Annotated in this window: 11 protein-coding genes; 3 read left to right on the plus strand and 8 right to left on the minus strand. The window is 50.9% G+C overall.

All coding sequences use genetic code 11. The features are described 5' to 3' along the window. Window positions 1-487: 487 nt before the first annotated feature. Both AC1DWB_RS02745 and AC1DWB_RS02750 read right to left on the minus strand, forming a co-directional pair. Window positions 488-6,877, minus strand: a complete 6,390-nt coding sequence (locus tag AC1DWB_RS02745; protein WP_477539494.1) for a carbohydrate binding domain-containing protein — start codon at window positions 6,875-6,877, stop codon at window positions 488-490. Window positions 6,878-6,944: 67 nt separating this feature from the next. Continuing rightward, complete coding sequence (locus AC1DWB_RS02750; protein ID WP_477539495.1) at window positions 6,945-8,258, minus strand: ABC transporter substrate-binding protein; 1,314 nt, start codon at window positions 8,256-8,258, stop codon at window positions 6,945-6,947. A 435-nt stretch (window positions 8,259-8,693) separates the two neighbouring features. Between AC1DWB_RS02750 and AC1DWB_RS02755 the strand changes: the two genes are divergently transcribed. The 3 genes from AC1DWB_RS02755 to AC1DWB_RS02765 all read left to right on the plus strand — a co-directional run bounded on the left by AC1DWB_RS02755 (window position 8,694) and on the right by AC1DWB_RS02765 (window position 10,296). After that, window positions 8,694-8,981, plus strand: coding sequence for a hypothetical protein (locus tag AC1DWB_RS02755; protein ID WP_477539496.1), 288 nt, complete (start codon window positions 8,694-8,696; stop codon window positions 8,979-8,981). Next, complete coding sequence (locus tag AC1DWB_RS02760) at window positions 8,972-9,271, plus strand: helix-turn-helix domain-containing protein (RefSeq protein WP_477539497.1); 300 nt, start codon at window positions 8,972-8,974, stop codon at window positions 9,269-9,271. The genes AC1DWB_RS02755 and AC1DWB_RS02760 overlap by 10 nt, the downstream gene beginning before the upstream one ends. A gap of 110 nt (window positions 9,272-9,381) precedes the next feature. Next, window positions 9,382-10,296 carry a helix-turn-helix domain-containing protein gene (locus AC1DWB_RS02765; protein WP_477539498.1) on the plus strand — a complete coding sequence of 305 codons (915 nt, stop codon included), beginning with the start codon at window positions 9,382-9,384 and terminating at the stop codon, window positions 10,294-10,296. Between the two features lie 113 nt (window positions 10,297-10,409). On the opposite strand, the gene AC1DWB_RS02770 is transcribed toward AC1DWB_RS02765, so the two are convergent. The 6 genes from AC1DWB_RS02770 to AC1DWB_RS02795 form a co-directional block, all read right to left on the minus strand. Further along, a complete protein-coding gene (locus AC1DWB_RS02770; protein ID WP_477539499.1) occupies window positions 10,410-14,957 on the minus strand; it encodes an OmpL47-type beta-barrel domain-containing protein in 4,548 nt (1,515 codons plus the stop codon). A gap of 146 nt (window positions 14,958-15,103) precedes the next feature. Then, the gene (locus AC1DWB_RS02775; protein ID WP_477539500.1) at window positions 15,104-16,414 is read right to left on the minus strand and encodes an ABC transporter substrate-binding protein; all 1,311 of its coding nucleotides are present in this window, start codon (window positions 16,412-16,414) and stop codon (window positions 15,104-15,106) included. A gap of 40 nt (window positions 16,415-16,454) precedes the next feature. Continuing rightward, window positions 16,455-18,044, minus strand: coding sequence for a type 2 periplasmic-binding domain-containing protein (locus AC1DWB_RS02780; RefSeq protein ID WP_477539501.1), 1,590 nt, complete (start codon window positions 18,042-18,044; stop codon window positions 16,455-16,457). Window positions 18,045-18,183: 139 nt separating this feature from the next. After that, window positions 18,184-19,776, minus strand: a complete 1,593-nt coding sequence (locus AC1DWB_RS02785) for a response regulator (protein ID WP_477539637.1) — start codon at window positions 19,774-19,776, stop codon at window positions 18,184-18,186. A gap of 5 nt (window positions 19,777-19,781) precedes the next feature. Next, a complete protein-coding gene (locus AC1DWB_RS02790) occupies window positions 19,782-21,593 on the minus strand; it encodes a sensor histidine kinase (protein WP_477539502.1) in 1,812 nt (603 codons plus the stop codon). A gap of 501 nt (window positions 21,594-22,094) precedes the next feature. Next, entirely contained in the window at window positions 22,095-23,477 is a 1,383-nt protein-coding gene (locus tag AC1DWB_RS02795; RefSeq protein ID WP_477539503.1) for a glycine--tRNA ligase, read from the minus strand. Between the last annotated feature and the right edge of the window lie 45 nt (window positions 23,478-23,522).

Genomic DNA, 23,522 nt, shown 5'->3' on the forward strand with positions numbered 1-23,522 from the left:
GAGTGAACAGGAGGTTCCACCCGCTGTTGAAATCGATTCCTTTGATTGAAATGTTGTCGTGGTTAGGAATCGGTTTCAAAGGCGGACGCTTCGCTTCTCCACTCTCCTGCTCACTCCCTTTTTGTTCTGCTTTCCTTCAAGGAGTTTCCTTTGTCCGTACGCTCCGCGTACGGTTTTTCCGAGTGGAATCTTCTGATGCCGGTCCCAAGGCGATTTCACGTAATCACAGGACATCCAATATGTTGTAATCAGAATCAGTAATTTGAAACATTCAGGCTGTTTGTCGATTCTATCGACGAGTTAACCCATCCAACCTACCGTTTCTGACTCCTTCCCAGCCAAGATAACCGAACTCCCTGCTCCCAGACCATATCAGTTGAAAAAGGATAAACCCCAAAAACTTATAAATTCTTATATGTTAAAAAAGAGGAAGGAACCTTGCCCTGACGGGCGGGTTCCTTCCTCTTGGCGCGAGCCTAGAATAGCATCACTTGGATACTTGTACAATCATCGTTTCACTGGAGGTTATTCCAGCATAGTTAACAAGTTCGCATCGATATTCATAGGTGCCGATGCTCTTAGTACGGATTGCGGTCCATGCTGATTGAGCCGATGGTGTTTGATCAGAGAGAGTCTGCGTATCGATCAGGACGCCGTTCTCATATAAGCGATACGTCGAACCGTTCGTGCCCCACCACAGGTTCATGTTGACTTGGAAATTGCCGTCTCCATCCCAGTTGTCATGGGACAGAACCGGTTTGGCTGGGGCAGCCTGGGTCACTGTAACTGTCAACGTATTGCTCCTCGTTGTACCGTATCCATTGACGAGTTCCGCATAGTAGCGATAAGTGCCGTTATTCTTGTAGGTGACGGAAGTTACGGTGGATTGAGCCGAAGGAGAATTCTCCGACAGAATCTGGGTGTCCATTAAGACATCATTTTCGTACAGCTTGTAGATTCTGCCGTTATTTCCCCACCACATATCCATCTTCACCTTATAATTCCCGCCTAGTATTCCAGTACCGTACCCATTGTCATTAGAAAGCGCGGGTGCTCCCGGCACTCCGGTACTAGTATACACAATGTTCGTTACGGTCGCCTTCGCCGTCCCTAGATGGCCCGCAGCATCAATAAATTCGAATGTGAAGCTGCCGTTCAACAAGAACGTATAGCTGCTCGATCCACCGTTGTTCGTGAGGGTTACTTGCTCGCTCGGCGTAATGGTGGCAACCACACTGTCATGGGTTGGCGTTGTGCTGCTGTAAGTAACCGTAGCCGTAGGTGCCGTCTTGTCTATATCGAAGCTGACATGCTTCGCCGCTTCCACATTCCCTGCCTTATCTGTCGACCTGTAGCTAAGGTTGTACCTGCCGTCCTGATTGAACGTCACGGGCGCCGTGTAGAGCTGCCACGTGCTTCCGTTATTCAGGCTGTACTCCGTCTTCTTAATCACGGAAGCATCGCCATACACTTGCAAAGTAACGGTAGCATCGCTTGTGTACCATCCGTTATGTGCCGTCCCGCTAACGGTCGCTGCCGTTTGCAGCGGGTACGCTTCCCGCGTCAACGGGATCCGGAATGCCGCACCTGCGGAAATATCGTACTTATACCCTTTGCTGAAATCATTCGCATCGACAAAAGATCGGATTAAAGTGCTATCGCTGATGTCGAGCTTGAACCGTCCGTTGCCCAGGTCAGTCGCCCCGACAATCCGGTAGGCTGCGTTGCGGACGCCGTCATTGGCTACATATATCGTGCTGTCAATCATATCTGCGGCGCTTATACCAGCCGCATTCATGTTCACGACGATCTCATTATGGATAGACGGTGAAGTTGTAAAGCTCACGACCGTTCCTTGCAGCGCCCCTGCAGCATCGACAACGGTTTCGCCAATCGGTGCGATGTACGATCCGTCGTGCACGTAGCGGTAGACGGCTTGACCGTTCTTCTCCGAGTAAACGCCCATGAACCCTTTGAATTGAAGCTTGTCATCGATCGTATAGATCGTGTCCGGCTGTAATGCGCTAACGATATAATCGACCCTTCCGTTCGCGAGTGTCACCTTCACCGCTTTTACTTCGTTGCCGTTTGCCGTCACGCCGCCGGCTTTCACCGAAGCCGGTTCGATCGAAGCGATGGTGCGGGTGTCCTTGTACGGCTCGATGACCGATGTGAACAGGCTATCGAGATTCGTGCCATTGCGGTGGGCGACGAAGTAACGCAATGACTTTGGATTGCCCGGTTTATTCTGAGGCGGAATGCCGTCGGCAAGCGCCACATCGCTCACAGGACCGAGCATTGTTAGCCGAAGGTGGATATCGGCGGGCGTAGGCAACACCTTCCAGGTATCGACGACTTTCCAGTCGATGCTGAATGGTCCGGCGGGGTTCGTGTCCCGCGCTACATTCTTGAGGTAATGGAACCCGCTGCCCGTGTATCCCGGTCCCTCGATGTCATCCACCCGCTGGCCGTATTCCACGTTTGGCCCTGCATATGTTCCCGTAGGCTGCTGGACGAGATTAAGTCCCTCCACCGTGGCGGTTCCCTCGGCCCCGTGGAAGCTGAAGTAATGGTCGCTGCCGCCCTTCACCCGGAAGAAATCGACGGCATACGAATTCGCTTCGTCTATCTTGATCATTGCGGTCGTCCGCTTGTACAGCTCTGTCTGTGGATATACTTTCGGCGCTTCTACATCAATCAGCTTCACCATGTCGCTGTCGTCGAAATGTTTCGGATCGGCTACCCACTGGCCTGCCTGCTTCTTCTTATCGACCACAACGGTGTTGTGGCTGATCGTATTGACAACCCACTGGGCGCGATGCATGTCAATGCCGTCTGCGAATTCCGGATACCCCAGATCTGGAGACAAATCAAGTCCGAACGCATTCAAGCCCAGGTTGAGCGTATCGCTATGTCCATGGCCGATGTTCCGGCCGTAGTACATCCAGAAATCGCGCAGCATGTTTCCTTGAGGTCCTGCATGGTCCCGTATGGCTCGCGCTTGCTCGTCGAGCAGATTCAAGCTGCGAACACCCATCTTGTAATTGCCGGCGGACTCATTTTTCCCGATGCCCTCGAAGCGGATTTGATGGCTGCCGGCGGATAAGGACATCCGGCCGATCACTTCGAACGAATCCGTATTGCCGCCGTAGAAGTCCAGATCTTTGATCGGCACACCGTCGATCGAGATCCGGTAAATGCCGTAAGTCGGTGCCTTGAAAGGCAATAGATCGATTTCGTAGTCGTCCGCTTTGGGCACTTGGAAGTTGAACGTAATCGTCGCACCTGGGGCATTGGCCTCCAATTGGACCGTTCCCGATGCGTCGAACAGCTTCGCTTCGGCGCTTTGTTGGGTGATCTCCATGGACGGAAACGCGTAAGACAAGCCAAAGTTGTTGAATACATGCTCTCCGTCTCGTAAGGCCGTGAAGCCATATCCGGTCATATTCGTGCTTGCCATATTCAGCGGCCCATGCTGAGCGACTACGCTCCGGATCCGATCCGCGATTTCGTTCGGATTGGATGTGAATACGTCCATGTGGATGCCGTCTGCGCGATTGCCGTTCAAGAAATACGCCAGCTGCGCATAGATCGGATCGCCGAATTTGTCAAACGCCTTCACCATATCTGCCATTTTGAGCAGCGAAATGCCAGGGCTGCCGGTCGAGCCGTTGTCTCCGATATTCGCCGTGTACTTCTCGCTTAGGATGAGCGGATAAAAGGCCGAGAACATTTTGCGGAATTTGACGTTCTCGTACAGGTCAGCTTCCGGGTACAGATCGTAGCCTTCCAGTATATCTGCAGTGAGCTGATAAGTAGACAGCCACAGCGCGTTGTATCCTGGCGACGCCTCATTCCCGTTGCCGTCTCGGTCCACGACGCTTATAAGCGTATTTAATATATTGCCTCCCGTCTGGAAGGTGAAGTCCAGCCATTGCTTCGTTTCGGGCATCGTGTCATACACGACCGCGGCCATCGCCAGCGCGCTCTGGTGCATGCCGTCGTTGCCTCTTATCTGGCCGGCCTTTACGGCGGGGTACACCTGTCGGATAATGCCGTCCTCGATATTTCTGCGGACCGCGGAACCCGCACCCTTGCTGTTGGTCAATCGGAACAGGCTGGCCTTCTCGTCCAAGAACGAAGTGACTAGCGGATCGTCCATGACCGGGTAGAAAGCGTCGTACGCCGATATGAAATCTTTGACCAGAATCGTTTCCCAGATCGATCCGACCGCTTTACCCAAGCCGGTACCGCCATGAGAATTCAAAAAAATGGTCTTGTCGTGCAGCATGGTGTCCATGTCGGGATACACATCCGCAACCCTGTCCAGCAATATGGCACCAGCCCGCGCGTATTTCGCATCACCCGTGTACAGATAAGCGTCACGGAACGACTGAATGGCGTCCTGAATCATGGCGGTGCTGCCGTACCAGACAAACCAATGCGTATAATAAGCGATGAACGTATAACGGTCGCCTTTGTCATCAACCCAGCCGAAGCCGTCGTCTACGCCCCAAGTCGGCCCTTTCTCCGGGTACAACGTATTGACCAGCAGACTGCGGTCGGCCAGATTAGGTTGGAAGATTCCATGTTCGTCGATCCCGCTCCGGTAATACGCGCCGAAATCGTTCGTCGGGAACTTGTAGCCGCTGCTTGGGTCCACGATCTTCCACGGCTCGTTCAATGGATCGGCCTTGTACGGATAGTTGCCGAACTTATCGATCTCCCTTCCGGTAATTGGGCTGCCTAATGTCTGGTTCACCCCGTAGCTCCGCGGCAGGTTGGGACCCGGCACCATTTCCCACAGGAATTGATGGCCTTTCGCCAAATACTTGTCCGCTTTGATGACTGCGCTGTCGCGCAAGCTCTTCGCCCAACTGTACTGCTGCACGTTTTGTCGGGCGGCCGCAACTTTGGCTGGTGTATAATACGTCGTCCTTGTCTTGCTATTAATCACGGTACCCCCTCGCTGGAATACGGCATCGTCGAAATACGCCGTCCCGGCTTGTGCTGGATTCATGGCAATCCTCAGGCGCGCGGTTGCCGCTCCTGCAGGAGCTACGCCACTTGTTGCAAGCTGCTTCCATTGGTTGTTAGCATTACCCTCATCTGTTATCGTGCTAAGCAACGATCCGTTCGCATTCCGGAACTCCAGATGCAGAGCGGAAGTCCCCTGCGGCATATACGTAGAGGTGTAGACAGTGGCCTCATAGCGCTCCCCGGGTGTTACGATAATCGGTTGGCTGAGTAGGCCAGGAGAAGCACCAATGCCCGTATACGTGATCTTCACGCTCTTCGCGCCGTCTCGAGCAATATCCCCGGACAGTTCGATCACTCCGTCTGTCTCGCTCCAATTCACTGGCTTATTCTGTACGCTAACTTCGAAGCTGCCATTATTCAGGTTCGCCACCGGAGTGGGAGAAGCAGCACCGAACGCGGCATCGTCGAAATAAGTGGAGCCGATGTTTGCGCTATGCAAATAAAATCTAAGCGTTGCATACGATGTTCCTGCCGGCGCTAGCCCTGTGATCCGGATTTGATTCCATTCGTTAAGCGTTAAGTTTATCCTTGTAAGGATCGTCGTGTAGTTGTTGTTCGCGTCCCAGAACTCGACATACAGCTCGGAAACACCCTGCAGATTGTAGGACCACACAGAGGCGTCATATTTCTGCCCCGGCGTAACGGCAATTTTATTGCTGCGTACCGTTACCCCTGCAGTACTGGTCGGATCGTCCACCCTGACGCTGTAAGAACCGGAATGTTTCTGTTCCGTGGTCAACTGGGCCGTCGCAGGCAGGATCCAATACTTCGGACGTCCGTTATCTAGCAGCTCCATATCCCCGTTCAACAAGGAAGGCTGGGGGCCGGTCAATACTTGCTCGAATGAAGCATCGTCGAAGTAAGCGGTTCCGATATTGGCTAGGTGCAAGTACAGCCGCAAGCTTGCATAAACCGTTCCTTCCGGCGCAACTCCACTTACTTGGATTTGGCTCCATTGATTCGTGGTCGAGTTGGTCCCCGTAAAGATTTTCGTGTAATTGTTGTTGGCGTCCCAAAACTCGAGATACAGTTGGGAAACGCCCTGGGTATTGTAAGAGAATACGGAGGCGTTATACGTTTGTCCGGCTGTGACCGGCATCTTCACGTTGCGCAACCCCGCAGAAGCCGTTGCGCTCGAATCGACAAGCTTGACGCTCGATCCTCCCCCTCTTACTTGCTCCGCAGACGATTCCACCGTTCCTTCAATGTAGGTCCAATTCTTCGGTCTTCCGGATACGATCTCCTCGAATCCTCCGTTCAACAAGGCAGGCTGGGGGCCGGTCAATACTTGCTCGAACGAAGCATCATCGAAGTAAGCGGTTCCGATATTGGCTACGTGCTGATACAGCCGCAAGCTTGCATAGATCGTTCCTTCCGGCGCTACTCCACTCACTTGGATCTGACTCCATTGATTCGTGGTCGAATTCATCCCCGTAAAAATTTTCGTGTAATTGTTGTTAGCGTCCCAAAACTCGAGATACAGCTCCGAAACGCCCTGGGTGTTGTAGGTGAACACGGAGGCGTTATACGTTTGACCGGCTGTGACCGGCATCTTCGCGCTGCGCAACCCTGTGGAAGCCGATGCGCTAGAATCGACAAGCTTGACGCTTGAGCTTCCCGATCGAACTTGCTCCGCAGAGGATTCCACCGTTCCGCTTATGTAAGTCCAATCCTTCGGTCTTCCGGATGCGATCTCCTCGAATCCCCCATTCAACAGCGTTGCGACTTCTCCCCTGGCCGTACTAGGCGGGAATATCGGCATCGCGCCGAAGATGAGCAAGATCGCCATAAGCAGGGCAAAGCCGCGTATCGTTCGTTTGGAAACAAACCGCTTCATACTACCACCAGTCCTTTACGTTGTCTGATGGTGTCTTCTCCGCTCCAGATCATCTCTCTATTGCAGACTACTTCTTAGCTTGCTTGGTTTCATCAATCTTTTTGTTCGTGGCTTCTGCGGCTTCGCGCAAAGCGGTATTGACATCTACGCCTTTCGTGGCGATGTTCGTAATTGCGGCGTTCAGCTGCGTTGCGGCGACGACTTGAAACTCGGTAATGTTGGACATTTTGGCATGCTTAGGGAACAAGGCGGCCACGTTTTGCCCGGTATATTTCGGGAGATCTTTCCCGTAGCTAGAGTGCATTTTCGTATCATTCAGTGCCGTAGCCAACCCTCTGGCGTTAAGAGAAGCCTGGAATTCCTCGGAAGCAATAAACTTCATGACCTCGAAGGAGGCGTCGCGATGTTTGCTGATCGAGCTCATATACCAGTAATTCGGGAATACTTGCGGTCCTACATTCCGAATATCCGGGAAGTCGGGAATCTTGACAACGCCCCAGTTTTTGATGCTATCACCTGGCGTGAATCCGCAGCAGCCGGTGTAGTTTGTGGCCATGGCCACGGTTCCTTTGGTATTGAAATTAGCTACGGTAGCTTGAGCGACATCGACACCCGGAATCATCATAAACTTCGTAAGCGTTTGCACGATCTTTTTCCATGGATCCGTTTCGAAGCTGGCTTTGAATGTTTTCGGATCGACCAGATCCAACGAATATTGGTTGACCTGCAAATAGGTGAGGTTATCGTTCGCAAAACCGTAGTATTGCACGTCTCCGTCCTTACGTGTTAATTTGACGGCCAAATTGTACACTTCATCCCAGGTGATGCCGTCCTTCGGATACGGTTCAGCGAATTTGTCGAACAAGTCTTTGTTGTAATACAAGCCGGATGTCCCTATGAAAGCGGGCAGACCGTAGATCCCTCCGTTCGCCATCTGACGCTGCAATTCAATGACGGTAGGCCCGATTTTGCTCAAGTCGACCTTGTCTCGTTTGATCAAATCGGTAATGTCGTTTTGCAAGTTCAGATCGCGCAACGAAATATGGAAATGGCTGTATGCCCCAAACGCAATATCGAGCGGGCCTTTGGTTGCGATATAATCGGTTATGACCGACTCGGCAGGAAAGTGTACTTTGAATTTAATATTAGGAAATTTCGGATATAAATATTTGCCGTACGTGTTATCGAACCAATCTTGGTTTTGACCGCTTAAGCTGTACAAGTGCAGCTCAATGGGCTCCTCGGACTTCTGTGGCTGCGACTTTGGTGGCTGTGACTGTGGTTGTGTTCCGGTACTTGGACTACCCCCGCAAGCTGTAACCGCGATAGTCATGAAAGCTAGAAGCACGATCATCCATCCGTGTAGGTGTTTTTTTGCCATTAATAAATCCTCCTCATTGATCGTTTACGTTACAACCTTGAACAATAAGCAACCTTACGATGCAGAAGCTTACCCCTTTTGATCTACCCCCTTAATTATTAGATCAAGGAAATTATAGGACGATGTCGGAAAAAATGATTTATCCACCGGGCCGATTGATTTACCAATTTGGACGGGAGGTGCTATAATAAATCCTAAATCACAGGCCAAAGGAACGGGCGCGCTTGAAGGCAGGAGAAGCCATGGACTATCCAAGGTACCAGTTGAAAAGAGAGCTGTCTATCGATAAATCATCAGCTATCGGTACGTACAGCTGCGGAAAGGGTATTACGATCTGGGAGAGCGGCATGATTTCTGGGAATTCGTTTACGTCGATCAGGGGCGGTTCGAGGTGTTCACGGAAATCGGACAATACAAGCTGACCGCAAATTCAGCTTGGAGGACCGTGAACGACATCTGCTGACCAGCTTGGTGCAAGTCGGTAAGGAAGCCTTCAATCCGCCTGTCGATTCCATCCATATGGGGTATCCAATTCGTTGGGAAGGCGCCAAATTCGGAACCGAGCAGTTGATCATCAACTATATAGAAATTTTCTTGCTCGAACTGATCCGCAAAGGCGAAACAAGGGACGACATTAGACCGACATCCGTGATCCAGGAAAATAAACAATCCAGTGAGGCGATGAAGCTAGTCCCGCTTCAAGCAAATTATCGATGGATGTGATCTGTAGCGATCTCGCAATCGGCCGGACGCAGTTGAAAATGATGTTCAAGGCCCAAGCCGGCTGCGGCATTATGGAGTACTGGAAAAGGTTGAAGATCGAGAAGGCGAAGCATCTGATTACGAACGAACAGCTCAATTTCACGGAAATTGCGGAATATCTCGGCTACAGCAATGTGCACAGCTTCTCCAGACATTTCAAGAAGATGACGGGCATGACGCCATCGGAATATGCCCGTGCGATCGTCGCCCGCATCCCGAGGAAGAAGCCTATTGCGCCGAAATTCGGGTAACGAACGTTGTTATGGAACCGCTTTCCTTGGCGTCGACAGTGACAACACAGCAATCAAACGGCAACCGACAATCCGGCATTCGGAACTCGCGCTTGAAGACAGGAGAAGCCATGGAATTTCCAAGATACCAGTTGCAAAGAGAGCTGTCTATCGATAAAATTATCAGCTTTATGTACAAAAAGCTGTGGAAAGGATATTACAGCGTGGGAGAGCGGCATGATTTCTGGGAATTCCTTTACCTCGACCAGGGGCGGGTCGAGGTGATCACGGATATCGGACAATACGAACTGAATCAAGGGGATATTATTTTTTACAAACCCAATTTGTTTCATGTAGTGAAAACCCACAGCAACGAAACTCCTGTTCTGGTCATCTTGACGTTCGAATGCACGGCGGATTGCATGAGTTTTTTTAACGACCGCAAATTCAGCCTGGAGGACCGGGAACGCCATCTGCTGACCAGCTTGGTACAACTCGGTAAGGATGCGTTCAATCCGCCTGTCGATTCCATAAATATGGTGTTTCCGAATCGTTTGGAAGGCGCCAAATTTGGAACCGAGCAGTTGATCATCAACTATTTGGAAATTTTCTTGCTCGAACTGATCCGCAAGGGCGGAACAAGGGACGACATTAAGCCGACAACTGTGATCCAGGAAAACAAACAAGCCAACGAAGCGATGAAGGTGGTCGAATATTTGCATCGTCTTCCCGCTTCAAACGAATTATCGATGGATGTGTTATGTAGTGACCTCGCAATCGGTCGGACGCAGTTGAAGATAATATTCAAGGCCCAGATCGGCTCCGGCATTATGGAGTACTGGAAAAGGTTGAAGATCGAGAGGGCGAAACATCTGATTACGGACGAACAGCTTAATTTCACGGAAATCGCCGAATATCTCGGCTATGGCAGTGTGCACAGCTTCTCCAGACATTTCAAGAGGATCACAGGCGTGACGCCAACGGAATATGCCCGTTCGATCGTCGCCCGCATTCCGAGGAAGAAGCCTGTTGCGCCGATTCGTTAACCAACAAAGCGGGAATCTGTTAATGGCCAATAAGACTGCGGTTTAGTACGATCCATAGTAAGGAGGAAGGAACCTTGCCCTAACGGGCCGGTTCCTTCCTCTTTCATTCATGCTCAGTTGCTGGCGCTCCAGAGCTGCTGCAGGGCTAGGGCGTCGGCTTGCAGCGCGAGCCTGGCAGCAGCGGAGATTCCGCTCTGCTGCTCATTAACATCTTGCAGGAACTTATCCAGGAAATGAAGCGCCTCGTTCTTTCTCCCGCTGCTCCAATGATGCTCCGCTTGCCTCATCGAATTGGTGAGCTTGACTTCAAGGGAATACTGGAGTTCACCGGATTGTACATAGCCGGCGATCAATGAGAGCACGGATGCCGGACTTGTCGTCACGTGTACGGTGTACGAGGCCTCCGAACGGTTGCCCGCTTGATCCCGGACCGTCACCTTCAGGATATGATCGCCTGGCTGCCCAGTCCAACGGATTGCCGTTCCCTCCGTATAGGCCGCGCCATCCACCAGTACGGTCCACTGCGCGACCCCGGACATCCCATCGTTCGCTTGCAGCGTCAACAATATGGACTGGTTGTCTTCAACACTCATACCGGATACTACCGGTGTCCCGTTCATGAATAGGGTAACCGCAGGTGCTGTCCGATCGATGAACACATCAGCAGTCTGAGCCGTTTCGACATTTCCCGCTGCGTCAGTCGAGCGGAACTGCAGCCGATACTTGCCTTCGTCAAGGGCGATCGGCCCGGTATAAGGGACGAAACCGTGGCCTTGCTGCCCGTAGGTGCTCGCAGTCACGGTTAAGGCATATTCCGTCGAGTCAACCCCGGAGTGGACGTCATAAGTGCTCATTGTTACCAATGAGGCCGAGGTGTACCATCCGCCCTCTCCAGCTGTTCCGTTCACCTGCGGCAGCGTAACGGGAGGCAATCGGTCGATTTTGACCGTTACCGCTTGCACCGGTTCTACATTCCCGGCCAAGTCGGTTGAACGATACTGCAGCACGTGTACCCCGCTGTCGCGCAGTACGATCGGCACTGTGTAGCCAGTCCAGCTAGCTCCTCCGTTGAGGCTGTAAACGGTCGAGCTTACGTTATTCGGGTTGCCATATACTTGAAGCGTAACCGTAGCATCGCTTGTGTACCATCCCTGCCGCTGCTGGCCGGCAACGCTCGCTGCCGTTTGGAGCGGGTATGTCAACTCAGCACGGCCTGCGGACGACGTAATTGTCCATTCTCCGCTCGGCATCCGCTTGGCAGCCGCATAAGGCACGAGCTTCCACGCATCTCCTCCAGCAAACGGGAAACCTTCGTTGGCGGTATATGTGATAAACCGGGTATTCCCCTGTTCCACGCGTACATCCAGCACCGGGTATGCCGTCCAATCCGTTCCCTTCTTGACGAGTACATGGCTCCCGATCCATTTGTCCGCATCCGCCACGATTCCGGCTGCCGCGAATCCATCCTGCAGTCTCTGCGCGATTGAGCCTTCCTTCTGCTGGCCTTCTTCGATCATAATGCCTTCGCCATCCTGCTCGATCCGTCCTTCTCCAGCGAGAAAGGCGTATTGCAGGCCGTCTTGTCCATTGCCATTAGCATATGACAATACCCCGAGCCGGCCGCTGAACGTGGTCGACACGCCATCGGAACCTCCGATAAATGACTGCGGCGTATTCATGTTTCCTTGCGAACTGAACACGTAATCGTGCCATCCGTTGCCGCTGATCCACAGCCCGACCGGTGCAAGTACATCAGGAGCGTATACGGAGTTCGCCACGGTCAGCGGAACTACCTCTTGAACCCCCGCGGTTCCCGTATACGATTCGAAGACGGAAGCAAACGTGCTCCCTCCTGGCGAGTTGTCTCGATGGCGGACAAGATAAGGCAGTTCCGCGCCTGCATCGTCTTTGCCGCGTTGTCCCCAGCCGCTGCCGATATAGACCGACTCCGTCACGGACAGCGGAACCTGCCACGATTGCGTCCAACCAGCGCCTCCAGCGTTTTTCCAACCTGCCGTCCATACGTGATTGGTTTCAGTCGTGCGCACATTTTTCATCCCATACGCGCTCACTGACGATCCTCCGCCCGGCGTAAGCTGAATCTGATTCGTGGTCAAATCGGTCGCAGCCGCATGCAGCATGTAGTCATGCGAATTGCCGCCACGGACGCGGAAAAAGTCGACGAGATACTCTGGTTTGCGATCGGTTTTCTGCATCTGCAATAATGTCCGCGCATACACATCCGCTTCCGAGTAGGCATGCGAGCTCGCTTCCGTCGCATGAACCGGACCGGGGGCTTCGTAAAAGTCGATGCTGCCTCCCCTGCCAGTATCTTTCTGATCCTTCTTGTTAACGACTACCAGATTGTGAGCTGCCGAACGGGCTGTCATGTACTTTTGCGGATTATCCCACAAGTAACCGAAATCGGAAAGCGATTCCCCGCCATTCGCCCAGTAGCTGAGATCGAGGCTGTCCAAGTGCCTATGAGTGCCCCAATCGCTCGCGTTCAGGATCGCAGCGCTATCCATATTAGTGAGCCCGCCGCGCATATAAGCAAGCTTCCACTCGGGAAACACGACGTCTGGCAGTCGTAACGGTTCCGCCTGCTCCAAGTTCTCCGGTCTGTACAGCAGACTCTCCACGCCGTACAAGTTAAAACCTCCGTAACGAAGCAGGCTGGACAAGATGGGCAGTCCCGTTCGTTTCGCACCGATCCCAAGCGAATATCCCGCAAGGGTACTGGTCGTATAAGAATCTCCGATTGCTGGATATTTCATCGACGGCAGCAACGCCTCGCCGAGTGTCTTATACACCATCCTGTAATCGGACCGGTTGTAGACGGTGAAGCCGTCAGTCCGCTGTTCGCCGGCTGGTGGCGTATACCCCGGCGGATCGGAATACCCTTCCAGAATTTCGCCGAGCCGCCACAAATATTCAAGCACTTGAAGCCCGTAGGCAGCTGATTCGGTCGGCGAGCCGTCGGCTTTGTACCATTCGCTCATGAGCTGGTTGAATCCTTGCAGACCGAACCGCACCAGCTTCGGCTCGGAAACAGCGAGACCGATCGCAGCGGCGGCGGTACGGTTGGAGATTGATTTGTTATTGATCGACGTATCGGCCAAGAACAGCGCTGCAGACTCCAGCAGAAGATCCCGTTCTATGACGAGTCGGTCATTGTCGCTCAACAAGGCCTGCTCATCCACCCGAGCACTATTGAGCAAATCATAAGCATTGACGAGTGGAAGAATGAAGGAACCCTCCATCCCGTTTGCATCACCGCGACCTGCCATCCAATATCCGGTGTGAAGCACGTGGTTCGCCACGTTCGGCGGAGCCGTGAGCTCCGGCCTTGGCAGCGTCTTAATCGAGAACGCCGCCGTCTTGGGGTCCATGTCTGCATATTCGCCATAGCCGGAATGCAACAGCCAATGCGGATACACTTCGGCGAATCGCATCAGTATTTTTTTCCCTTGCTGGGCATAGGCTGGATCGCCTGTCAGCTTATACAGGATCGAGATTTTGCTTACTGTATTCGACATATATACTACTTTTTTGGCACGGATGTACGAGGTAAAGCTCGGACTCAACTTGAAGCCGCTAAAATCGTACGACATCCGGTTGTAATACGTAATCCGCTGCTCTACTCCGCCCCAGTTGGCGATCATGACCCCTTCCTCCGGATATTGGTCGTTCGGGAACGCGACATTGCCGCAGTACATGATGTCCGGCTCGTTCGGGCTCCACTTCCAATCCCCATGAGGAAAACCGCGCGTCGGATCGTTCGGACACGGGGTGAACAGATCAGCATTCGGGGTTGTCGCCGGAATCATGTTATCGATCTGAGCCTCGTTATAACTCATCACAAGCGAGACTTCGTTCTTCAAAGCGTTGATCTTCTGCTCCGAGAACGTTCGGAACTCCGCAGAAGATTGCACTTTATTGTAATAGGCGTTCCAATCTGCCTCCTTATACAGCACCTTTGGCGGGGATACGCTGCCCCGTTCCGCAGGAGCAACCCAGTTGGGATACAGATCCTTGAGATCGACAGGTGGACGCGGCTCCACAGAAGGCGACATCAGCACTTGCCAACGGTTGAAGTCTACTCCGTTCTCGAATGCCTCCTCCAGCTTCAATACATCGTCCGCATACACGGCGATATTGTCCATATATACGGTTCCACGCGCACCTACATCCGTATAGTCGTTGGCTAGGAACGGCTTGGTATACACCGTTGTACTGCCGAATCCTTTGCCGACGATTAAATAAGGAGGCGGTCCAGATGCTGGAGCCGGCGCCGTTCTCTGCAGGGTCAGGACCGTTCCCTTGACACCTCCCCACAATTGGACAGTGCCGTTCTCCCATACGATACGAACCCGATATGTGCTACCAATAGGCGCGCTTCCTGTATATCCCCCGGGATTCAAGTTGAACTTGGCATTGCCGGATATACCAATCGATACAAACTTGGCTGTATCCCAATACAAGATTAGCGCCGGGGCCCAGGAGCTTCCTGGGTTGGCTACGGGTTGGATGTCTGCTTCGGCGACGACTTTACCGGGTGTACCTTGCCAATTCAAGGGAGTCACAAGCACATCGTGCGCGTTGACAGGGCCTTCGAACAAAAGCTTTCCATCTAACAAATGACTGTACGGATCCGTCATGGCTGCACCCACTTTTTGAGAATTGACCAGACTCCAACTAGTTAAGACGGAACAAAACAATACAAAACATAGTACGGAGTTAATCACGCTTCGAATTATTCGTCTATGCTTGAACAATTGCGAAAACCTCCTCATTTCGTCTTTACCTACTTCTTTGCCTGCTTGGCTTCATCAATCTTTTTGTTCGTGGCATCTGCTGCTTCGCGTAAAGCGGTGTTGAGATCTACACCTTTGGTAACGATATTCGTGATCGCGGTGTTCAGCTGTTGGGCAGCGGCGACTTGATAAGGAGTAATGTTGGACATTTTAGCATGCTTAGGAAACAAGGCGGCTACGTTTTGTCCGGTGTATTTCGGGAGATCTTTACCGTAGCTCATCTGCAATTTCGTATCATTAAGTGCCGTTGCCAACCCTCTGGCGTTAAGAGAAGCCTGGAATTCCTCGGAAATAATGAACTTCATGACCTCGAAGGAGGCGTCGCGATGTTTGCTGATCGAGCTCATATACCAGTAATTCGGGAATACTTGCGGGCCTACGTTCCGAATATCCGAGAAGTCGGGAATCTTCACAACACCCCAGTTTTTGATACTTTCGCCTGGCGTGAATCCGCAGCAGCCGGTGTAGTTTGTGGCCATGGCCACAGTTCCCTTGGTGTTGAAATTAGTTACGGTAGCTTGAGTGACGTCGACACCCGGAATCGTCATAAACTTCGTAAGCGTTTGCACGATCTTTTTCCATGAATCCGTTTCGAAGCTGGCCTTGGATGTTTTTGGATCGACCAGATCCAACGAATATTGGTTGACCTGCAAATAGGTGAGGTTATCGTTCGCAAAACCGTAGTATTGCACGTCTCCGTCCTTACGCGTCAATTTGACGGCCAGATTGTACACTTCATCCCAGGTGATGCCGTCTTTCGGGTACGGTTCAGCGAATTTGTCGAACAAGTCTTTGTTGTAATACAAGCCGGATGTGCCTACGAAAGCAGGCAGACCGTAGATCCCTCCGTTAGCCATCTGACGCTGCAATTCAACGACGGTAGGCTCGATTTTGCTCAAGTCGAACTTGTCTCGTTTGATCAAATCGGTAATGTCGTTTTGCAAATTCAGATCGAGCAACGAAGTATGGAAATTGGTGTATGCCCCGAACGCAATATCGAGCGGGCCTTTGGTTGCGATATAATCGGTTATGACCGACTCGGCGGGAAAGTGTACTTTGAATTTAATATTGGGGAATTTCGGATACAAATATTTGCCGTACGTGTTATCGAACCAATCTTGGTTTTGACCGCTTAAGCTGTACAAGTGCAGCTCGATGGGCTCATCGGACTTTTGCTTCTGTGATTGTGATTGCGACTGCGGCTTCGTTTCTGTTCCCTGGCTCCCGCTGCAAGCCGTTGCTGCTACCGTGATGAAAGCAAGCAGGACGACCATCCATCCGTATAAGTACTTTTTGGCCATATCGATTCCTCCTGGAATATACTCCCTATTATTTGCGCTCCTAATTTACTGCTTTGAACGAGAATTTCTTGCCGAAAGCTTTACTGATCTGCTCGGCATAAGATTCAAACAGTTCTTTGCCTTTATACTTGGACATCAAGGACTCTCGGTATATAGGCCAATTCGATGCATCTTTTTCATCAAACAATATCTTGAAATACAGACTCCTCATCTCAGCCCGAAAAGCTGCGATATCCGTCCCTGTAGGCGGAGCCAGATTCGTACCTACCGAAGGGATGTACTTGTACGACTGCAACACTTTCAGAATGCTCTTGTCACGATCCGTCTCATTAGGATTGATCCTCTCCAACCCATACTGGCTTGGAGCGTCCGGCGTGAAGAAACCGTATACATCCAGAAAGCTTTTTTGATCCGTAATCTCTTTTTTGAATGCGTCCGGATTGATCTTCAGCTTATTCCCTTCTTTGGTGTAATGAACGCCTGCCTGACCATAGTGAGTCAAGAGGAAACCCTCTTCCGAAGCGAGCCAGTCCATAATCTGGATGCTTCGCTCCACCTTGGCTTCAGGTGTCTTCACACTGAATAGGAAGGGATTTCCTGGTAATGCTTGTGAAGACACGCCGACATTAGCCCAGGGATGGAAGGGCTGCCAGTCCACCTTATCGTTCTTCGTAATTTCTTTTGTTTTCAGCTGTATACTGTTCGGATCCTTATCGAAGGCGGCGGCGGCAGCGTACATAAACACGATACCTGCTTTGCCTTGCACCGCTTTATTGACTTGTTCCGGGCTTTTTTGCAAAAACCAATCGGGGTCTACAATGCCCGCCTTCAAAGTCGCCCGGAGATCGTCAAACACCCCTTGCATGCGAATGTCGCTGTTGGAATCGACGAACATGTCTCCTTCAAGCATAAAATTCGAAAGCAGTCCGTTTTTATAAAACTCCGGGAAGTCATTAGGTATCGCGGTTCCTCCACCAGCTGTTGTAAACCCATAAGTATCATTTTTGCCATTGCCATCCGGATCATTAAATGTAAAGGCTTTCATAACTTCAATCATTTCATCATACGTTTGCGGAATTTTCATTCCAAGCTTATCCAACCAGTCTTTGYGGATATAGTAGGAGTAATAGCTGGTCTTGCTGTAGGGCAAAGGCGCACGCTTAAATACATCTTGAACTTGAAAGCGCTTTAATTCCTGATCTGTAATGTATTTGAAGTAATTAGGCATCTTCTGCGGCGTGACCCAGTTCGTAAGATCCCTGGCCAARCCATCCATAATATATTTATTGGAAGCCGGTCCTTCCACCATGAACATATCCGGAATATCCCCGTTGCCAAGCTTAAGGGTCAGCTTGTTCGTATGGTCTGCTCCTGAGCCCAGATGCTCAATCTTCAAATCGACATTGAACTTCTGGTCAATCGCTCTCTTGACAAAATCTTTATCCGCCGACGGGAGCGAAGATTTGCTTGGAGCGATAATATACCAGTTCAAGGTCAGCTTCTCTTTCGTATGATTATCCGTGCTTGCTGTTGGCGAAAGCTGATCAGGCTCCGTTGTATTCATAATGGAGCACGCGCTAAGAAGAACTAGTGTGGCAAGCCAAATCACTCCAAAATGAAATAGTCTCAATCGGCAATTTCCCTCCATTTTGAATATAGATTTTGTTGATCTATGCATCATCGGGCCTCGACAGTTCAAATTATACGGATCGTCCCCTATACCTAATAGATGAATCATTTGACATTCGGTTGGTGATTTTTTGACTTCTTCACAATTTACCGGCCTCGCCTGGAGTCTTCCCCCAGTGCTTCCGAAACACCTTGGAGAAATAACTGACGTCTCGGTACCCGAGCAACCTGGAAGTATCATACACTTTCATCCCCTCTTGCAGCTTAGTCATCGCTACTTTCATCTTCTGTTCCACAATGTACGAAATAAACGATTGTCCCATATGCTGCTTGAATAAGCGGCTCAAGTAAGACTCGTTCAAATAAAGTTTCTGCGCGACGGAGTACAGACCAATATCCTCGTAAATTCCTTCTTCTACCTGCTGCAGCATGGCTTCTACCAGCTTGTGACTATGGGAGCTTTTCCTCTCGATTGCGTAGGAAACAATACTCTTCACAGAGCTGTACAGCCATTGAAGGATATGTTCCTTGGTCAGAAACGACTGCAAATTCTGGAAATACACATAATTGTCACCGACTACTTGTTGCACCGACCAGCCCTGGGATTGAATCATGCGCACGAACAAGCTGCTGAAGTAGAGTACATTCTCATGAACCTCCTCCACCGTTTGAGCTTTTTCCATCCCAGCCTGCAGCAGTTCCTGTATGACCAATATCGCTTTCTCCTGATTTCCTGTTTCCAAAGCATTCACCAAAACATTTTCCAAATGGGTCTCTACTGGAATGGCCAAAGATCTTCGGTCCTCTTCTCGAAACGGAATGGCAATATTAGGCCCATATACGACTCTGGTTTGTAAGGCCCTGCCAGCCTGCCGATACGATTCGACCACCCTTGAAGGTTCGTCTACACAGCTTCCGATTCCAGCACTGGCGGTAACTTGGAGCAGTTGTTTAATGGTAGACAGTAGCCGAGAGACATGCACATGAACCTCAGCCCCAAAATCTAGTTCCGTTCTGTCCGCAGGACAAAGAAACAAAATGAGGGTGGATTCGTTCTGGTGGGAAAAAACATGGCATGGCGTGTTACTCAAGTAGTCTTTGGCAATGCTTTTCACTGAAAATTGCAGCAAGGAGTTGTCTTCTCCTGAGAATCTGGCTTCACTGTCTGTCAACGGGTCGATATCGACTATGGCAACTGCAAATAATTGCTCATCCGGAATTTCGATTGCGAGCTCCTTGCTTTTCCGATAAACTTCCCCACCCTCATAATTACCGAATACCCAGTTCTGCCAAAAAGCCTCCTGCAGCCTCGGCAAATCATCCGCCCAATTCTGCTTCATAATCTCCATATTGTAGGAGACATCGAGTTCTTCTTTCAACTCTCGCCCCGCCTCCAGCACAGCGTTCAATATATCGATCTCCTCGATAGGCTTCAGAAGGTAGCGGTGAACATTCAGTTCTATTGCGGTTTGAGCATATTTGAATTCGTCATGTCCGCTGAGCAGGATCACCTTCATACCCGGGGAGGTCATCATGATCTGTCTGGCAAATGTCAATCCGTCCATCTCCGGCATCTCAATATCCAATAACACGATATCAGGCTTAACATGACCAGCCATCGCTAAGGCATCCACACCGTTCTCAGCCGTTCCCACAACCTCAATCCCATGATCTTCCCACGGAATGTTATAGGCGAGGTTATTCAGCAGCACAATTTCATCCTCTACAATCATCAGGTTCACAGCTTTTCTCCCCCTATCAGTTGGTAACAGCGCTCGAGCGGAATATACAACGTGACTGCCGTTCCTTCCTTTTCCTCACTATCTATCTCCATACCCGCATGTTCCCCATAGTACAAAATCAGCCTTGCCTTCACGTTCCATAACCCATATAGATCCTCTCGTCTTTGACCGGACTGTAGCAATTGTTTGATCCCCACAGCAGAAACCATACCCAACTGCTCTCGGATATAGGCTAGGCGAGCAGGCCCGATCCCCTTCCCATTATCCTGTACTTGCAGCTTCAGATTGCCTTCCTCCGCCGTACAGCTCACCTGCAGCTCACCCCCAGACGTCTTCTTCTCTAATCCGTGTATGATGGCATTCTCCACTAGAGGCTGCAGCAGCAGCTTAAGTAGAGGCAGTGGCTTGCAGGAATCGTCGGCATCCAATTGTACAGTGAATCTATCGGTGAATCGCAGCTGCTGTACGCGCAAGTAAAAGTAAAGATGCTCTAGCGTTTCCTGAACGCTGACGTAATCTTTGCCCTTTCCGAGACTTAATCTGTAATATTTGGAGAGATTGAATATCATTTCGCTGAGGTCGTCTGCTTCGTAATTTTTGGCTCTAACGTATACAGAATCCAGCGTATTGTACAGAAAATGAGGGTTGATCTGCGACTGCAGAAATTTCAATTCGGTCTTCGCCATCATGAGTTGTTGTTCGTAAATATTCTCGATTAGATGTTCATGTTCTTCCGCCATCTGATTGAAGGATTCCGTCACATAACCGAATTCGTCTTCACGCTTGTTAGATAGCCTTGTATGTAATTGGCCTTGCCGGAATCGTTTCATTCCCGATGTCAAAGCGCCGAGCGGAGAAGAGATCCCTCGGTATACCCCCCATGAAATCAATATAGCCAGCACCAGGCTTACCCCGATAATGAAATAAGTATTTTTCTTTTGTTGTACCATTTCGGAGTAAATGTTTTGTTCGTTCTGAAGCAGAACGAGGGACCACCCGGAGGATGGCGATTGCACACGAGTAACCCTCAAACGATCGTCTGCGTCTTGATCCCGTTGGAGGACTGCTCCATCCTTGGAGCTGCCACCGACCAATCGGCCATCTGCGGTATACAAATAGACTTGCTCTTCATCGGATTGAAGCAAATTTTTGGCGAAGGTTAATAGCTTCTGTTTGTTAATCGTGATCATGAGCAGATTCAATTGTGCTTCTTGATTAAGGGAGTCCATAAGTCTCATTAACGTGATACTATTCGTGTTAAATATGGGATCTATTTCTTGATAGACCGAATATCGATTCTGGTCAGAAATTAGCAAAATACTGCTTCCTTGGGCACCCAGAGTCTCTCGGTACCAGGACTGCTCCCTATAATCTTCCGTGCGTTTCCCGCCGGATTGAGAAGATAACATAAGCTCGTTAGCCGTTTGAAATATCGAAATCTGAGACATGTTCCGGTTAGTCGCCTGGATGTTCGAGAGATGGAGCAGCACTTTCTGGAAATCACTTATCGTTGGAAAAGACATCAGGTTGTCTTGATGGTTGAGCAGCTCCTTCAAGTTACGGTCCGATGCTATTTGCTTGGATAGCTCCTCCATATTCTGCATCGTCAGATCGATATATTCCAGCGCCGACATAAGCGCGGTACGAGTTCGCTCGTCTACCTGCTTCCCCAGAATGTGCTGGGATTGAAAATTAGTGTACAAGCCAATTGCCATAAGCGGAACGAGACTTAGCAGGAAATAGCTCGTCAAGCGAATCTGAATGGACTGTATGAATTTTTTCCTTATCCATCGAAATAACGCCTTCATCGCACACCGGCCCTTTGTCATTGTTAACCCTACGATCTGTCTATAGTAAACAAGTTCCATGCGGCAACTATAAGTTCCTTCATCTATTCCCCAGAGCCTTATCAACACAGCAAGAAAACCCGGTCAGTGGCCAGGTCCTTGGTCGTTGCGTTCAGTTTGCGCGCGGGGCGGGCAGGCAAATGGGTTCCAACCGCTGTTGGAATCTTGTGCTCTTGAATGGAATTGGTTATTACGGACCGGAGATCCGTTATTTCCATCCTGAAGTGCCTATTTGGAATTATTACGGACACAGATGCCGTTATTCGCGTGATCTTAAGCCAAATTCAGCGGAGCCAGGGCTAATTACGGATCGTGTGTCCATAGGAGGGTGAAATACGGAGCTTTCGTAGCGAATAGCGGATCCTATGTCCGCTTCATTCTACTACGCTCAAAAAGGCAGCTCCAGAAAGTTGCATCCTCATGCTTCTTCTGGAACTGCCTCTATAGGGTCGCTAACCTTACTTAGAACGCAATGCGCTCCTCGAGGAACGCCTTCAGCTCGCTAATCGGCATCCGGGTCTGCTCCATCGTGTCGCGGTCGCGCACCGTCACTTGACCGTCCGTCTCCGACTCGAAGTCGTATGTGATACAGAATGGCGTACCGATCTCGTCATGGCGACGGTACCGCTTGCCGATCGAGCCGGACTCGTCGTAGTCGACCATGAAGTGCTTCGCCAAGTCGGTGAATACGGCTTGCGCGCCATCAGACAGCTTCTTCGACAGCGGGAAGATCGCCGCCTTGTATGGCGCAAGCGCCGGGTGAAAGCGTAGCACGACACGGCTGTCGTCGCCTTCGAGCTTCTGCTCTTCGTAGGCATCGATCAGGAACGCCAGCGTGACGCGGTCCGCGCCGAGCGAAGGCTCGATGCAGTAAGGCACGTAACGCTCGTTATTGTCTTGATCGATGTAGTTGAAGTCTTCACCGGAATGCTCCATGTGCTGCTTCAAGTCAAAATCCGTACGATCTGCAATACCCCACAGCTCGCCCCAGCCGAACGGGAACTTGTACTCGATGTCGGTCGTGGCGTTACTGTAGTGGGACAACTCATCGTCGGAATGGTCACGCAGACGAACGCTGTCCGCCTTTACGCCCAGCGTCAGCAGCCATTGGTGGCAGAAGCTGCGCCAGTATTCGAACCATTTCATATCCTCGCCTGGCTTGCAGAAGAACTCAAGCTCCATCTGCTCGAACTCGCGCGTACGGAACGTGAAGTTCCCTGGTGTAATCTCGTTGCGGAAGCTCTTACCGATCTGACCGATCCCGAACGGTAGCTTCTTGCGCATCGTGCGCTGCGCGTTCTTGAAGTTCACGAAGATCCCTTGCGCCGTCTCCGGACGCAGATAGATCTGGTTCGTGCTGGACTCCGTCACGCCTTGGAACGTCTTGAACATCAAGTTGAACTGGCGAATATCCGTGAAGTCCTTGCTGCCGCAATCCGGGCAGACGATGTTGTGCTCGCGGATCAGGTCCATCATTTGGTCGAACGACAACCCGTCAACAACCATCTCGATACCTTTGGCGTCCAGCGCGTTCTCGATAATTTTGTCCGCACGGTGACGGGCTTTGCACTGCTTGCAGTCGATCATCGGATCGTTGAAATTGCCTACATGGCCAGATGCAACCCATGCCTGCGGATTCATCAGAATCGCTGCATCCAAACCTACGTTATACGGGGACTCCTGGATGAACTTCTTCCACCAAGCTTTCTTCACGTTGTTCTTAAGCTCGACGCCAAGCGGACCGTAATCCCACGTATTGGCTAGTCCGCCATACACCTCAGAACCTGGAAATACGAAGCCTCTATGCTTCGCCAATGCAACTACTTGCTCCATCGTAACACTCATCTTCTCGCCATCTCCTCGACTTCTTCGTATTGGGCATCGCAACAT

It is taken from the genome of Paenibacillus sp. P4_E11, assembly GCF_056401635.1.